12 protein-coding genes are annotated in these 15,371 nt (G+C 61.1%); 4 read left to right on the forward strand and 8 right to left on the reverse strand.

Going from position 1 to position 15,371, the window contains the following annotated elements:
- Positions 1 to 19 precede the first annotated feature (19 nt).
- Positions 20 to 751, forward strand: coding sequence for a GntR family transcriptional regulator (locus OIM99_RS04370; RefSeq protein ID WP_311849106.1), 732 nt, complete (start codon positions 20 to 22; stop codon positions 749 to 751).
- A gap of 97 nt (positions 752 to 848) precedes the next feature.
- Here OIM99_RS04370 and OIM99_RS04375 read toward each other — a convergent pair whose 3' ends face one another.
- From OIM99_RS04375 to OIM99_RS04385, 3 genes are read right to left on the reverse strand one after another with little or no spacing between them, the layout of a single operon-like run.
- The gene (locus OIM99_RS04375; RefSeq protein ID WP_311849107.1) at positions 849 to 2,258 is read right to left on the reverse strand and encodes an amidase; all 1,410 of its coding nucleotides are present in this window, start codon (positions 2,256 to 2,258) and stop codon (positions 849 to 851) included.
- Positions 2,255 to 2,458, reverse strand: coding sequence for a hypothetical protein (locus tag OIM99_RS04380; protein ID WP_311849108.1), 204 nt, complete (start codon positions 2,456 to 2,458; stop codon positions 2,255 to 2,257). The genes OIM99_RS04375 and OIM99_RS04380 overlap by 4 nt, the downstream gene beginning before the upstream one ends.
- 50 nt (positions 2,459 to 2,508) lie before the next feature.
- Entirely contained in the window at positions 2,509 to 4,086 is a 1,578-nt protein-coding gene (locus OIM99_RS04385; RefSeq protein ID WP_311849109.1) for an ABC transporter substrate-binding protein, read from the reverse strand.
- A 402-nt stretch (positions 4,087 to 4,488) separates the two neighbouring features.
- Between OIM99_RS04385 and OIM99_RS04390 the strand changes: the two genes are divergently transcribed.
- Both OIM99_RS04390 and OIM99_RS04395 read left to right on the forward strand, forming a co-directional pair.
- Positions 4,489 to 5,448 carry an acetamidase/formamidase family protein gene (locus tag OIM99_RS04390; RefSeq protein WP_311849110.1) on the forward strand — a complete coding sequence of 320 codons (960 nt, stop codon included), beginning with the start codon at positions 4,489 to 4,491 and terminating at the stop codon, positions 5,446 to 5,448.
- A 16-nt stretch (positions 5,449 to 5,464) separates the two neighbouring features.
- The gene (locus OIM99_RS04395; RefSeq protein WP_311849111.1) at positions 5,465 to 7,153 is read left to right on the forward strand and encodes an asparaginase domain-containing protein; all 1,689 of its coding nucleotides are present in this window, start codon (positions 5,465 to 5,467) and stop codon (positions 7,151 to 7,153) included.
- Between the two features lie 17 nt (positions 7,154 to 7,170).
- Here OIM99_RS04395 and OIM99_RS04400 read toward each other — a convergent pair whose 3' ends face one another.
- The 4 genes from OIM99_RS04400 to OIM99_RS04415 form a co-directional block, all read right to left on the reverse strand.
- On the reverse strand, positions 7,171 to 8,724 hold the full coding sequence (locus OIM99_RS04400; protein ID WP_311849112.1) for an indolepyruvate oxidoreductase subunit beta family protein: 1,554 nt from the start codon (positions 8,722 to 8,724) through the stop codon (positions 7,171 to 7,173).
- Positions 8,725 to 8,761: 37 nt separating this feature from the next.
- Complete coding sequence (locus tag OIM99_RS04405) at positions 8,762 to 10,912, reverse strand: indolepyruvate ferredoxin oxidoreductase subunit alpha (RefSeq protein WP_311849113.1); 2,151 nt, start codon at positions 10,910 to 10,912, stop codon at positions 8,762 to 8,764.
- Between the two features lie 183 nt (positions 10,913 to 11,095).
- A complete protein-coding gene (locus OIM99_RS04410; protein ID WP_311849114.1) occupies positions 11,096 to 12,259 on the reverse strand; it encodes an ABC transporter substrate-binding protein in 1,164 nt (387 codons plus the stop codon).
- A 51-nt stretch (positions 12,260 to 12,310) separates the two neighbouring features.
- The gene (locus OIM99_RS04415) at positions 12,311 to 12,799 is read right to left on the reverse strand and encodes a thioesterase family protein (protein ID WP_311849115.1); all 489 of its coding nucleotides are present in this window, start codon (positions 12,797 to 12,799) and stop codon (positions 12,311 to 12,313) included.
- Positions 12,800 to 13,131: 332 nt separating this feature from the next.
- Between OIM99_RS04415 and OIM99_RS04420 the strand changes: the two genes are divergently transcribed.
- Entirely contained in the window at positions 13,132 to 13,647 is a 516-nt protein-coding gene (locus OIM99_RS04420; RefSeq protein WP_311849116.1) for a MarR family transcriptional regulator, read from the forward strand.
- 12 nt (positions 13,648 to 13,659) lie between these two features.
- Here OIM99_RS04420 and OIM99_RS04425 read toward each other — a convergent pair whose 3' ends face one another.
- Positions 13,660 to 15,297, reverse strand: coding sequence for an ATP-dependent acyl-CoA ligase (locus tag OIM99_RS04425; protein WP_311849117.1), 1,638 nt, complete (start codon positions 15,295 to 15,297; stop codon positions 13,660 to 13,662).
- Between the last annotated feature and the right edge of the window lie 74 nt (positions 15,298 to 15,371).

The raw sequence follows: 15,371 nt of genomic DNA on the forward strand, positions 1-15,371 counted from the left end.
TGAAAAGGACGGGAAGGCGATGTCGACGCGCGCGGAACGGGTTTGCACGCAATTACGCGACAGCATCATTCGGGGCGATCATGTCGCCGGCAGCCGGTTGAACGAAGTGGATCTGGCGGCCGAGTTCGGTGTGTCGCGCACGCCGATCCGCGCGGCCCTGTCGGAACTCGCTTCCGAAGGCCTGCTCGATTACATGCCGAACGCCGGCTATTCGGTACGCACCTATTCGGCGCAGCAGATGCTGGGCATTTTCGAGGCGCGTGCGGCGCTGGAAGGGCTCGCGACGCGACAAGCCGTCGAGAACGGCATCACCGAAGCGCAACGCGCCCTGATGCAGCGGGCCATCGACGAGACCGAGGCGGTGTTGAGCCGGCGGCGCTGGGAAGCCGATGTCACCGTTTTCTGGAGCCATATCAACACCTGGTTCCACGGCGCCATTCTCGAAGCCGCGCATAACGACCATCTCGCCTGGCTGTTGCGCAAGTCGCGCAGCATTCCGCTGGTCTATTCCTCCATGTTTCGGCGCTTCGATCTCAATCGCATCGCCAAGGCGCATGAGGAGCACGTCACCATTCTGGAGGCGATCAGCCAACGGCAGGCGGTGCGCGCGGAATCCTTGGCGCGCGAACACATCTACAAGGCTGGCCTGTTCGTCGTCGAACGGATGCGCGAACATGAAATGCAGGCGGCTCACGCCGCCGCGATGGCACGTGCCGATGGCAGTACGCCAGCGCAGCCGGTAGCGTCATAGCGTTTCACAGCTCGACTTCGTCGAGCGCCATGAAGACGCGTCCAAATAAGAGAATCTAAGCAGAATCACGTTTCCACCGAAACGTGATTTGCTCTCATTACTGCGCTGCCTCGGACAGCGGCACGGGATCTTGCGGGCGGCGGTGACGCCATTGCGTGGCCTGTTCGAAGGCATGACCGGCGCGCAAGACGAGATGATCCTCGAACGGGCGCCCGACAATCTGCATGGCGAGCGGCAGGCCGGCGGCGCTGAAACCGCTGCAGACGGAGAGCGCCGGCGATCCGGTGACGTTGAACGGACGCATGAATGAGGGGCGCGTCCGCGACATCGGTGCGCCTTTCCCAAGCGGATGCGCCGCCGACACCCAGCTCGGCGTGACGATCAGATCCACGCTCTTCATCACATCGGCAATCCCCGCGATCAAACGCGTGCGCTCGCGCATGGCGTTGACGTAATCGCAGGCCCGGATGAAGGCGCCGGGCACGATGCGCTGGCGAAAACTCTGGCCGAACTTTTCCGGTGTATGGGTCAAAGCGTATTCGTGGATGGCATAGCCCTCGGAGCGCGAGATCGTCGTGCCCACGTCGGCATATTCGAGCGACGACGCCAAGGAGACATCGACGACTTCGGCGCCGAGATCGCCGAACACTTTCAGAGCGTCGTCAAGCGCGGCGCGCACGTCGGGCTCGACTCCAGCTTCCTCGGTCATGCCCTTGGCGAAGCCGATCTTGAGGCCACGCACCGGCATCGCGATGCCTGAGAAATCAGGCTTCGCCGCATTAGCGCTGGCATTATCCAGCGGATCGTGGCGCGCCAAGACATCGAGCATCAAGGCGCAATCCTCAGCGGTCCAGCACATCGGGCCGGCATGATCGAGGCTGAAAGAAAGCGGGAAGATGCCGCGCCGGCTGACGAGACCATAGGTCGGTTTGATGCCGGCGATGCCGCACAAGGCCGCCGGGCCACGGATCGATCCGCCCGTATCCGTGCCCATGGCCGCCATGGCGAGGCCCGACGCAACCGCCGCCGCCGACCCCGACGACGAACCACCGGGATCATGCGCGATGTTCCAGGGATTGCGGGCGGGCGGCCAGGGCAGATCGAAACTGGTGCCGCCGATGGCGAATTCCCAGGTCGCCGTCTTGCCGAGCAGGATCGCGCCGGCTTGCGCCAATGTCGCGGCGGTGAACGCATCCTCTTGCGGCACGTGGTCTTTCAGCAAAGCGGAATGGCCGGTCGTGCGGATGCCTTTGGTGGCGTAAATATCCTTCAGCGCGATGGGAATGCCGTGCAACGGCCCCTTGTAGCGACCGGTGGCGATTTCGGCTTCCGCCGCACGCGCGCCCGCCAAGGCTTCCTCGCGCAACACCAATAGATAAGCATTAAGCAGCGGATCGAGCCGCGCGATGCGATCGAGAAAAGCGCTCGTCAATTCGACGGGAGAGAGTTTGCGCTGGGCCATCAGTTTCGAAGCTTCAGCGATGGTGAGATGGCAGAGATCGCTCATGCGTTTTTCTCCGCCTTGGCGAGACGCAAGGCAAAAGCCGGCTCCAGCGAGAATGGACGATCACGCCGCAGCGCCACCGATCCCGCTTCAATCTCAAGGATGGCCGCCTTCAATCCTTCGAGATCGCCCGCCGGCAGATGCAGGCCCTGGCTTGCCAGCCGCTCTTTCAGTTCGGCAATCGCATCCCCGTCGTCTTGCATGGCGCGCCTCCTGCTAGATTGCCGGCGAAAGGCTTACCTCACCGGCCCGATTATTTAGGATCGACTGTAATCGGTGTGATGTCCTGAAACCAGCTCTGGGCCTGGACGAAGCCCTTCACCCGGGGTGACATGGCGCGCGGATTGAGATCGCTGACGATGAACAGATTGCGCGCTTCATTGACCAGGATTTCGTGGATCTGGGTGACGATCGGCTCCCACACGGCCGGATCGAAACTGTTCAGTGCCGTTTCCGCCAGTTCGTCCACTTTCGGATTGCTGTACCAGCCCCAATTGGTGCCGACGGGGCCTTTATATTTGGTCATCGAGCCTTTCAGGAAGTTCAGCGGATCGGTCGCGCCGCTGCTGAAATTGACCCCATCATAGGGAAACTTCTCCTGCCCTTTGAAATAGACGTCGAGCAAGGTGTTCCAATCGACCGTATCGAACTTCACCTTGAAGCCGACGGCTTCGAGCTGTTCCTTAATAAGCTCGTTCATCGGCAGCGGCTGCATCTGGCCTGAACCCGACGTGGAAATGCCGATCATGATTTCGCAGGGGTAGCAGCCAGCTTCCTTGAGCAGCGCCGTCGCCTTCTTCTGATCGAAGCCATATTCGACTGGTTTGCCGTAGTATTTCTGCTGCGGCACGTAGATGCCGGAACTGGGCTGCGCCAGGCCGGAGAGCAGATCGACCATCTCCTGCCGGTTGACCGCCCAATTGGCAGCCTGGCGGACACGGATATCCTTGAACGGCCCGCGCGCCACATTGAGAATGTAAGGCCAGGTGTGCGGATAGATATTGGTGACGATCTGCATTTTCGCCGCTTTCAATGCCGGAATGGCATCGGGCGGCGGCGCTTCGATGAAATCGACCTGGCCTGACAGCAGCGCGGCGACACGGGTGGTCGCCTCCGGCATCGGCAGAAGCACGAGCCGATCGTGTTTGGGAATGCGGTTCTTGTCCCAATAGTCATCGTTCTTGGCGAGTTCGAGCCGTTCGCGCGGCACGGCGCTGACGAATTTGTAGGGCCCCGTGCCGGATGGCGCTTTGGCAAAGACATCAAGATTGTTACCGGCCTTCTCCACCGCGCAGGGCGACAGCATGAAGAGGAACGGCATGTTGAAGTGAAAAAGCGATTCCGGCGTCTTGGTGTAGAAAGCGACCTGATAATCGCCGGTCTTCTCGACGCGATCGATGTTGTTGGTGCGCGAACGGGCGCGGCCAAAATTATAGGGCGTGAAGGCCGGATGTTTATCGGAGGTCAGCCGCTCGAAATTCCAGACGGCGGCGGCGGCATTCCAATCGCAGCCATCATGAAATTTGACGCCTTCGCGGAGATTGAAAATCCATTTCTTGTGATCGGCAGGATCGATCGACCAGGACGTCGCCAGCCCGGGGCGCAAGCCCACTTCCTTTTCGCGGCTCGACAAATCCCATTCGATCAAGGTGTCGTAGAGAGAGAAGCCGACGAAGCGATTGCCTTCAAACCCCTGGTCGGGCTGGCCGCGCCAATCGGGAATGTCGGCGGCCGTCATGGCGATACGCAACACGCTCTGCGACGCCGCGGCGCTTTGGCCTGCCGTCATCGCGGCCAAGCCGAGCGCCATGCCAAACGTTATGCCCAGCATTGCGGATCTGAAGCGGATCGACCGGAGAACAGACATGCCCGAACGGTTCATGCGCCACCTCTCATCATGTCCAAGTCATCATGGCCAAGCGTCAGCGAGACTGAGGGGCATGAGTGCAAGGCAGGTGCCATGCGCATCGGCGGACGATTATTCGTTAGGAAAGCAACGAAATCAGCAGGATGAGGGTTTAATAATACAATCTACTCCATCTGACGCTTTAAACAGCTAACCGCCCGCGCCAGAGGCAAACTGATTTATTGCAGTGCATATAAACATAAATGCTTATATTACATATAAATAAGCACACACCTTCTGCTTGACAGCATTTTCCTACGGTTGTTAGCCTGCGGCTAGATTGTATACATTAAAGCCTCTTTCAGGCTGCTTTTGTGGGGGAAGTCGATGGCCGAACATCACGTCAAAGCCGGTCCGTCCACCTGCCAATGGGGCTATCTAGACCCACTGTCGAAGCCCGTGGCGACCATCAAAAGCGGCGACCGCATCACCATCGACACCATGTCCGGCAACAAGGCGCATCTGCCGCCGGCCGACCGGTTTTTCATTCCGCCGGAACTAACCGCCATTCATGCGGAGGTCACGCAGGGTCCGGGGCCGCATATCCTCACCGGTCCGGTTTATGTCGAGGGCGCCAAGCCCGGCTCCGTTCTCGAAGTGAAGATCGAAGCGGTGAACCTGATGCAGGACTGGGGTATCAACATGATCCGCCCGCTGGCCGGCACGCTGCCTTATGATTTCGAAGAGACGCGCGCCACCGTCATCCCGCTCGATCACCAGAAGATGGTCGGCGTAATGCCGTGGGGACTGGAGCTGGCGCTCAACCCGTTCTTCGGCATCATGTCGGTGGCACCGCCGCTCAACTGGGGCAAGGTGACCTCGATCATTCCGCGCGCCTTCGGCGGCAATCTCGACAACAAGGAACTTGTCGCCGGCACGACGCTCTATCTGCCGATTTTCGTCGAAGGCGCTCTGTTCACCTGCGGCGATGGCCATGGCGCGCAAGGCGATGGCGAAGTCAACGTGACCGCCATCGAAACCTCCCTGCAAGGGACGTTCACGCTCACCGTGCGCGACGATCTGAAATTCACCTATCCGCGCGCCGAGACGCCGACCCATTACATCACCATGGGCATGGACCCGGATCTCGACCAATGCGCCGTGATGGCACTGCGCGACATGATCGTCCTGCTCGGCGAAAAGGCCAATCTGTCGCGCGAGGACGCTTACATGCTTTGCAGCCTCGCCTGCGATCTCAGAGTAACGCAGACGGTCAACGGCTCGAAGGGCATTCACGCCATGATCGCCAAGACGATCGTGCATCCCACGTTGACGCAGGTGGCCTGATTTCCAAGGAGATCGCATGACCAAAGCCAGGATCGCCCATCTCGCCGGCCCGACGGCGACCATTCAAAACACGCCGCCTCTGGTGACGTCCAACAAGGCCCGCGCCAAATATGGCTTGCCGCTGCTGCCCAATCCCGATGGCAGCGCGATGAAATACGACGCGCTGCGTGCGCAACGTCTCGCGGCGCCCGTGAAGATCTATGTGGAGCAATTCTCCGCTCATCCCCTTGAAGCCGATGTCGCCGAGCTTTACGGGCCGCCCGATGGCTATATGGGACCGGACGGCGTGTTCAAGACGGCGAAGTCTGGCGACGACGATAAGCCCGTCTACGAGATCGAACTGAAGCCGGAGGACGGTCTCTACCCCTTGCCCTATATGGCGCGACAGGCGAACGGAACGGCATGGGAGGAAGAATGCGTGGCGCCTGGCGCGCCGCAGGGACGGCAAGGGTTCTTCCCCGATGGTTCGCGCAGTTTCGAGGAGATCGATCGGCTCTCCATCGGCACCGAAGGCGTGGCCAGCCAATTGTCTTCCATCGCCGAGATCGATTTCTATCGCGGCGCGCCGCCGGGCGGTTTCACCAAGGGCAAGCCGGCGCATCTGCGCGCCGACAAAGGTGAGGGTGACATCGCGCCGGAACGGCGCGGGCATAATTTCTTTGGCTACAAGCCTTATCATCTGGCGACTGCACCGCCGCGCCCGATGCTGGCTAAGGTCACCAACGACATGCAGGCCCTGGTCGACAGCCCCGACTATGACGGCGTGATCTGGACGCAGGGCAGTCCGCAGGTAGAAGAATCCGCCTATTGGTTCAATCTGCTGATCGACACGGCAAAACCGATCTGCGGCAACGCGGCACAACGCCCGCAAGGCCAGATCAGCAATGACGGGCCGAAGAACATCGTCGACAGCGCCAGCTATATCCAATCGAAAATCTGGGCCGACGATCAGGGACGGGATCGTTGCGGTGTCGTCGTCATCCAGGAGCAGCAGATTTTCGCGGCCCGCGAAGTCGCCAAAGTGGATGCCCGCCCCGGTGGCTATGTGGCGACCGGCGGCCATGGTGGCATCATCGGCCAGATCAGCCATACGGGCCGGCTGGCGCTGACCTATCTGCCGGTGTTCAAACATACGTTTCGGTCGGAGCTGCGTCTCAGCCAATTGCCCGCCAGCGTCAGCGCGGTGAAACGCGGTGCCGCCGGATTGGAACAGGTGAACGTCGCCGTGAAGGACGCCGCCGGCAAACTGCTGGCAAGCGCCATTCCGGTGGTCTCGATCATCAAGGACGGCAGCTATTCGACATTGGAATTTGGCGACGACCCGGCGCTCGAAGCCGATCTCATCGCCTCCATCGAACATAAGCTGTCGCTTGGCATGCTGACCGGCATCGTCATCGAAGGGCTCGTGCCTTACGGCTCCCTGCCCTCGACCGCGCGGCATAAGCTGATGTTGAAAGCGGCTTTCAGCGGCCTTCCCGTCGCCAAGGTCGGCCGCAATGCACCGGAAGGTTTCGCCGATCCGCATGATTTCCAGATTGCCGCCACCAATCTCACAGCGACGAAGGCACGGCTGCTGCTCATGGCGTGCCTGCTGAAATTCGGCAGCCTGCCCGCGGCCAAGGACCCCGACAAGCCGACCTCAACGGAACTGGACGCGATCCGCAAAGCCGTGGCGCGTTATCAGGACGTGTTTTCGACTCATTGAGAAGACGGGCGCCGCGATTATGCGACGCGCGGCTGCTCCGCTTCGAAAGCGGTTTCGAGCGTCTTCTGAGCGCCCGTCAGTTTGGTGCCGTCCTCATCGGCGAGCGCGGCGGTGGTGAGGCGGCGCAGCCAGCCGGCGCTGTCGGGCTTGCCGATCAGTTGCGGCACGTTCGACAAGACGCGCTCGAAGCGAGAATTGCCGCGCGCCGCCGTATCCGAATAGCCTTTGACCAGACGGCGGCATTTCAGGATTTCCACGGCAAGAGGATAATCTTTCGGCGCGGTCTCGGTGACGAGCTTCAGCCAGCCGTTGAGATGCGACAGTTCCCTCTCGTGGCGCAACAGGCCGCGACGGAAGCGCCGCATGCCGGCGACCATGTAGAGCGAAAAGAACCAGAAGACCGTGCGCGTCTGCACGCGCCGGCCGCGATTGACCAGTTTGTCGAGCCGATTGAACACGGCGGGATGATTTTCGAGCCAGCGGCCGAGGCCGGCCGGCATCGTTCCCGCCACTTCCTCCATGCGCGGATGCATGAATTCGGTCATGTAAAGCAGTTGGTCCTGCTTCTTGCCGACTTCCGCATCGACCCGCGCGAAACGGCTTGATCGCGTCTTCAGATCGGCGACGCGAATGACATCGTCATAGGCCATGGCGACGGCGACATATTTAGCCGCTTCGCGGGTTAGCGCGAAATCGTGCCTCTCGCCCGACAGGCTCGTGTCGAGGCGATGGATCGCCGCGATGCGATCGAGATAGTCCTGCGCGTAGGCCGGATCCTGGTAATCGACCAGACGGGTGATGGCGGTATAGAGCAGCGGCGTCAAAGCCGCCGGATAGTTCTGCCGGATCTGCTGCAACAGCTTGTCGAGACGCGGATCCTTCAGAGATTGTGGCGGCTCCAGAAATTCCTTGCCGCTCGTCTTCTCCACCGTCTCGACGACCGGCGTGACAGTGCGCTCGAAGCCCGCACCGAAGGCTTTCAAGCTTTGGGTGACGCCCTTACCGCCGGCGCGAATGGCGCCTTCGAAGGCTTCGCGATCGAACGGCAACACTTTGGCGCCGGCCAGAGCGCCGAACATAACCGCGGAAATGACGCTGCCATTCTTCTCGGCCATCGTCTGCATGTCGAAGACGACGGAGCGCTTGGCGGCCACGGGAGTGGCTTCCACCACCACGCCGGAATCGGCGATGCCGTCGCCCGCCTGTTCCTTTTCGCTGACCGCCAAGGAGCGATGGCTCGACGCGATCAACGTCGTGCGCTCGGGCGTGACAAGCCCGCGCATCATCGAACGGCCGGCTTCCATATATTCGGCCGCCATCACCACATCGACATCACCCGGCGTCGGCATGAGCGACAGCACAGGCATGCGATCGCCCTGGGGCGGCATCATCTCGACATAATAGATGGTGGCACCGGTGCGTTGCGCGACACCCGGCACGGAGGTGGACTGGGCGGCCCAGTTCTGGCTTTCCGCCAGCGCAACGATCCAGTCGCTGAGAACGCCGCCGCCCTGGCCACCCATGGCGAGGATGGCGAGAGCGATCGGCTTATCAGGATGTGTCCGGTCCACAGTCGTATCTTTCGTTTTCGTCGTTGGTTACGACCGATCAGATGAACACAGGCCGGCGGGCCTCGCGCCGGCGCTGCAGGAAGCCGATGACGGCCTCGCGCACCCGCGCCACGCTGCGATCCCAGCGCGTCGGATTGTTGATGACATCGGCGCGATAGAAGGAGGGGCACAGCACGGCGGCCTCGGCGACCTCGCCGCAATTGCCGCAGCCGACGCAGGTCTGATCGATCGCGGCGACCGGGTCGTCTTTCAACGGATCGTTGGTATGTTTCACCGACAGCGAGGGACAGCCGGACAGGCGCATGCAGGCGTGATCGCCGGTGCAGACATCCTCATCGACGCCGAAACGCTGCTTGATCGCGCGCTCGCCGTTCTTGACGGCCTTGTCGAACAGCGGCTTCACGCGACGCTGCTTGTTCAGCATGCACTCCGACGAAGCGACGATGATCTTCGGACCGGGTTCGTTGCTGGTGAGCGCTTCCTTCAAGGTGTCGCGCATCTTGCCGACATCATAGGTGCGATCGATTTGGCGCACCCATTTGGCGCCGATGCCCTTCACCGCCGTGACGATGGAATTGTTGGTCGACCGCCGCTCGTTCTCGGCCCGCGAGGAGAGAATGTCCTGACCGCCGGTCGCCGAAGAATAATAATTGTCGACGACGACGATCACCTGGTCCTGCTTGTTGAAGACCGCATTGCCGACACTGGACGACAGGCCGTTATGCCAGAAGCCGCCATCGCCCAGGAAGGACACCGCCTTCTTCTTCGAAGCGACATTGAAGGCCGAGGCCGAGGCCGGCCCCAGGCCATAGCCCATGGTCGTGCCGCCGAGATTGAAGGGCGGCAGAATGGAGAAGAGATGACAGCCGATATCGGAGGAAATCTGATGCGGCCCCAGCTCCTGCTCGACCAGTTTCATCGCCGCGAAGATCGGCCGTTCCGGACAGCCGGTGCAGAAGCCGGCCGGGCGCTGCGGCACCACATCGGCAAGCGCCTTGACCTTCGGATTGCTCAGCACACCGGCGGCGGTCGGCATCGGCGAGCGGTTGCCGAGCAGCGGCTTGGCATGGGCTTCGAGGAAGGTTTCGACGCCCTTAGTCAGAACGTCCGCCGTATAGTCTCCGCCGAGCGGCAGCATGCCCTTGCCTTCGAGCCGCGCATTGATGTCGCGGCGGCGCAGGATCGTGTTGACGGCCTGTTCGAGATATTCGGGATGGCCTTCCTCGACCATCAGAACCGCGCGCTTGCCGGCGCAGAACTTCGCCACCTCATCGTCGATCAGAGGGTAGGTGACGTTCATCACATAGAGCGGAATTTTCGAATCGCCATAGACGTCGGCGAGGCCGAGATATTGCAGAGCGCGAATCAGCGAATTGTACATTCCGCCTTGCAGAATGATGCCGACCTCGCCCTCTTCCGGCCCGAACCATTCGTTCAGGCGCCGTTCCTTGATGAATTTGACGGCGGCCGGCCAACGTTCGTTGAGTTTCTGCTTGTCTTGCAGATAGGAGGCCGGCGGTAGGACGATGCGGTTGAGATCGCGCTGCGGGTTCTGCAACGCCTCCTGCATCGTATAGCGCGGCGGGCGATTGGCCTTGGTCGTGAACTGGCCATGCACGTGACAGGCGCGGATGCGCACCTGCAGGATCACCGGCGTGTTGGAAGCTTCCGATAGTTCGAAGCCGGTTTCCACCGCGTCGACCATGGAGGGCAGATTGGGGCGCGGATCGAGCATCCACATCTGCGACTTCATCGCAAAGGCATGGGTGCGTTCCTGCGGGATCGACGACCCCTCGCCGAAATCCTCGCCGACGATGATCAACGCGCCGCCATTGACACCGCTCGACGACAGATTGGTCAGCGCATCGGAGGCGACATTGGTGCCGGCGGTGGATTTCCAGGTCACCGCACCGCGCAACGGATACATGACCGAGGCCGACAGCATGGCGGCAGCGGCGGCTTCCGATGCGGAGGATTCGAAATGGACGCCAAGTTCGTCGAGCACGTCCTTGGCGTCGGCCAGTACGTCCATCAGATGCGAGATCGGCGAACCTTGATAGCCGCCGACATAGGCGACGCCCGATTGCAGCAAAGCCTTGGTGATGGCGAGAATGCCCTCGCCGCGAAAGACCTCGCCTTCACCCAGACGGAGATCCTCGACTTCACTGGCGAATGAACGCTCTGCCATGTTCCGCTCCTTCGCGGCCCTGCGCCACCTGTTATGGCGCGCTGTTTCGTACCGATCGCAATAAGATGCGCCGACGAAGTGAAACTATTTTATGTCTAAAATAGTTTGCGTCAAGGCGCTTTCACCCCGCCGCCGCATCCACTTCTTCATGCCTATTGAAGCGTCATTTCAAACGCTTCCTGCTTAGGGCGTAGCCGCCGGCAACAGTTTCCAGGCACCATTGTCGATTTTCACCAGGGTCACCGAACGTTCGTCGACACCATAGGTGCTGGCCGGCGTAAAATTATAAACGCCATAGGCGCCGGCGAGTTCTTTCGTCGAATAAAGCGCCGCACGGATCGCAGCCCGGAATTCCGGCGTCCCCGACTTCGCGCCGGTTGCTTTGGCGCGCTTGATCGCATCGGTCAAAATCACCCAGCCGTCGAAGGCATAGGGCGAGAACCCATCGATCGCCGGCGCATTATTGGCCTTCTGATAGGTCTCGCGATAGGCGAGCGAGACCTTCTTGGTTGGGTTGGAATCGGGCAGCTGTTCGGCGACGATGACCGGCCCCGTCGGGCAGATGATGCCATTGGCAGCCTTGCCGGCGACGCGCAGGAAATCGGCGCTGATCATGCCGTTGTTGCCGTAGACCAATCCCTTGTAGCCGCGCTCGGCGAGAGCAAGGGCGGGCAACGCGGCCGGCGTGGCGGTACCGCCGATGACGATGGCATCCGGCCGCTGCGACACGATCTTCAAGATCTGGCCGGTGACGGATGTTTCGGTGCGCGCATAACGCTCGTTGGCGACGATGTTGATGCCGGCTTCCTTAGCGCTCTCGACCAACGAGCTGTACATCAGATCGCCCAGCGCATCGTTGAAGCCGATGAACGCCACCGTCTTCACCTTGTTCGCCTTCATGTGGCCGACAATGCCTTGGAACAACAGCAGCTGCGGTTGCAGGGACTGCACCACCCACGGGCCGCCTTCGCCTGTCGGCGGTGGCGTGATGGGGGAGACCGCGACCATCGGCACCTTCAGTTCAACCGCAATCGTCGCCATGGCCACGGTTTGCGGCGCGCCCGACGTGCCGATCAGGGCGTCGACCTTTTCCTGCTCGACGAGCTTGCGGGTGTTGCGCGCCGCCATGGATGGATCGGACGCATCGTCGAGTTCAATGACGCGAATGGGCTCGCCGTCGATCTCGCCGCGATAGACCTGGCCGGCGGCAATGCCTTTGCCAATGGGAATGCCGATGGAGGAGACGGCGCCGCTCAGGCCCGTGACGAAACCAACAACGATTTCGGCGGAGGCGGCGCCCGGCCATATCAGACCGATCGCGAGGGCAGATACCAGCATGCGTTTCATCGAAGCACCTCCATTGGGACACTCTCGCGAAAATCTCGCAAAAATTCCGATCTATTGCACCACGCTCTCTGAAAGCTCCGGCACATTACAGCCCTGCCGATAGGTTTCGAAGGCCTGACGCAGATCGTCGGGAATTGCTATCACCGAATGATCGCGCAAAGATGTGGTCACAGTCACGAAATTGGCCCGTACACATTCGACGCCAGCCTTGAAGGCATGCACGGACAGGGCCACCGAAGACCGGCCGATGCTCTTGACGATGATTGCGGCCTCAAGCACTTCGCCCATCGAGCTGGGCTGGGAGAAGTCGGCGGAGACATGGGCATAGCCCAGACCCATGCGCCGCTGGCCAATCAACATGGGATAGGGCAGCCCCAGGCATTGGCCATACCAATCTTCGATTACCCCATTGAAAATATTGAAATATTCTGGCGTATAGACGATGCCGGCGGGATCGCAGTCGCCGAACCGGATCAGAAAGCTCCTGCGCCAGACGCTGCCGGGCAAGGACGAGAGCGACAGGGGAGCAAAGCGCGGCATCAGGCCCTTCAATTTAGTTTGTGCATGAAGTTATTTAATACGTACCTGAGCATTTGGCGCGAGTCTACCGGGATGATGGACCGGCGAAGCCGGACGGGCCGGACACGAGCGACATGCCGAAAAATGCGGCTGAATGCTGCTTTCCCGTGTGGAGAACTGCCTGCCGAACGTCCAAACTCGACATCCCCATCGCGCCCCGGTAATGATTGAGATATAAAAGAGTTGGCGGATTGCCGAAATCCGGGAGCGGCAGGATGGTCGCACCAATCCGATTTCGGGCTGGACAACGCCGCATCGCATCTGAGATCAGAGGAAAATCCCAGGAGACTATTTTGGCGAGCAACGTGGAAAGCGATGATCTGTCTCTGGCCTCAAAGCCGGAAGAGGCAAGCGAATATCGCGCCGAGATACGGCTCTGGCTGCGGCTGCTCGCCTGCACCACTCTGATCAGTGGCAAACTGCGGCGCAATTTCCGCGAACAGTTCGATTTTACCCTGCCGCGTTTCGAGCTGTTGGCGCAGCTCGACTTCGAGCCGGGCGGCCTCGTGCTCGGCGAATTGTCCAAACGCCTGATGGTCTCGGCCGGCAATATCACGCCGATTCTCACGCGCCTGATCGAGGAAGGCTACATCACGCGCGCGCCGTCGAATCTCGATCGCAGGGTGCAAATCGTTTGCCTCACCGTCGAAGGCCGCAAGAAATTCCGCCGCATGGCGAAGAAACACGGCCAATGGCTGAACGACATGTTCCAGGACGTCGATAGCGAAGACATCGAGGCGATGGTTCAGCAGCTCTCGCGGCTGAAGAAAGTGCTGAAGGACAGCGAGCCAGACGGCGCTGGCAAATAACTCTGCTCGTTCTTATCGGCGCAGCTTGTAACCCGATTTTTCGCGATCCCACATATCGGCGGTGATGCCGGCCTCGCGCAGGCTCACCTTCTTGATCTTGCCATTCTCGGTCAACGGCATGGTATCGACAAAGCGAATGAAGCGCGGCACGGCGAAATAGGCCATCCGCCCTTCGCAATAGGTAATGAGATCGAGCGGCGGCAGATCCACGCCATCCTTGCGCTGAATGGCAACGGCCACTTCATCCTCGCCCAATTCGGACGGCACCGGATAGACCGCGCAAGCAGCGACGGCGGGATGGGCCTGGATGACGTCTTCGACCTCCCACGACGAGACATTTTCGCCGCGCCGCCGGATCGCATCCTTCATCCGATCGATGAAATAATAATGACCGCTGGCGTGTCTGACGACACGATCGCCCGAGTGAAACCACAGATTGCGCCAGGCTTCGACGGTTTTCTCGGGCATGCCGAAATAGCCGGTGGCAAAAGCGAAAGGCTCGCGGGCGCGCAGGATCAGTTCGCCCGCCTCGCCCTCAGCAAGCGGCGCATCGTTCGCATCGACAATTCGCGCCTCGACGCCATCGGCCAGATAGCCCATGGAGCCCGGCCGATCGGAGGGAATGGGGCTCGCGAAAACGAAATTGGTTTCCGTCGATCCATAGCCATCGACCAAAGGCACGCCGAAACGTTCGCGGAAGAGATCGTGAAACCGCCCCGGCACGCCGCCGTCCAAAGCGACGCGGACGGAATGGTCCTTATCGTCAGCGCTCTCCGGCTGTGCCAGCAGGATCGCCGCCATGGCGCCAAGCAGATAAGTGACATTGGCTTTGTGCTTGCGCACCGTCGCCCAGAATCCGGACGCCGAGAATTTCGGCTCCAGCACATAGGTACAGCCGTTGAGCAGCGCCTGATAGAAAGCATTCAACGCATTGGTGTGAAAGATCGGCAATGTCGTCAGCAGGACGTCGCCTTCGCGGATGCCAAGAGCTCTCGCCGAATAGATGCCCCACCAGAACATCTGCGCCTGCGGACAGCACACACCTTTCGCCGGCCCCGTGGTGCCCGACGTGTAGAGAACGGCGACCGTATCGCCGGGACGCGGCACGGGCAGATCTTCGTCCTGCGGCACCTGGGAGGCCGCGCCGCGCGTGATGCCGGAGGCGTCGATGGTCCATGTCAGAGCCGGCAGCAGACCGGCTTCGATGACCGTGTCGAGATTGGAGCGATAAATCTCTTCCACGACCAACAGCTTCGGGCCGGAATTGCGGAAAATATGCTGCAATTGCGGGCCGCGCAGCGCCGGATTGACCGGCACGGCGATGGCGCCGAGCCAGGCGCAGCCCAGATAAATCTCCAAGAATTCCGCGCGGTTGGAGACCAGAATGGCGACGCGGTCGCCGGGCTTGATGCCGGCCGCCGCCAGCGCGCGCGCCGATACGGCCGCCTGCGACGCGGCCTGCGTATAGGTCCAGCTCACGTCGCCGGCGATCAGCAGGATGCGGTCGCCGTAGCGCGCCGCCTGGCGCTGCAAAATGGTCGGCAGAACGCGGTCGGAGGAGGCGAAGGTCGCCGCGATGTCCTGAAAGCGATCGCTGATCCCAGGAGCCTCGCTTCTTGCCCCGGAGGCCTGCCGCACATCCGCCGTCACGCTCGATCTCCTGGAAACCACGCTGACGGCAACTATGGCATAGAGGACTATGGATTACGAGATATTTTATGCCT

This window comes from Methylocella sp. CPCC 101449 (genome assembly GCF_031921685.1).
GTDB lineage: Bacteria > Pseudomonadota > Alphaproteobacteria > Rhizobiales > Beijerinckiaceae > Terripilifer.

Bases quoted from the DNA above. Each gene is read 5' to 3' on its own strand.
- OIM99_RS04370 (WP_311849106.1), top strand. From the start codon at position 20: ATGTCGACGCGCGCGGAACGGGTTTGCACGCAATTACGCGACAGCATC.
- OIM99_RS04375 (WP_311849107.1), bottom strand. From the start codon at position 2,258: ATGAGCGATCTCTGCCATCTCACCATCGCTGAAGCTTCGAAACTGATG.
- OIM99_RS04380 (WP_311849108.1), bottom strand. From the start codon at position 2,458: ATGCAAGACGACGGGGATGCGATTGCCGAACTGAAAGAGCGGCTGGCA.
- OIM99_RS04385 (WP_311849109.1), bottom strand. From the start codon at position 4,086: ATGCTGGGCATAACGTTTGGCATGGCGCTCGGCTTGGCCGCGATGACG.
- OIM99_RS04390 (WP_311849110.1), top strand. From the start codon at position 4,489: ATGGCCGAACATCACGTCAAAGCCGGTCCGTCCACCTGCCAATGGGGC.
- OIM99_RS04395 (WP_311849111.1), top strand. From the start codon at position 5,465: ATGACCAAAGCCAGGATCGCCCATCTCGCCGGCCCGACGGCGACCATT.
- OIM99_RS04405 (WP_311849113.1), bottom strand. From the start codon at position 10,912: ATGGCAGAGCGTTCATTCGCCAGTGAAGTCGAGGATCTCCGTCTGGGT.
- OIM99_RS04410 (WP_311849114.1), bottom strand. From the start codon at position 12,259: ATGAAACGCATGCTGGTATCTGCCCTCGCGATCGGTCTGATATGGCCG.
- OIM99_RS04415 (WP_311849115.1), bottom strand. From the start codon at position 12,799: ATGCCGCGCTTTGCTCCCCTGTCGCTCTCGTCCTTGCCCGGCAGCGTC.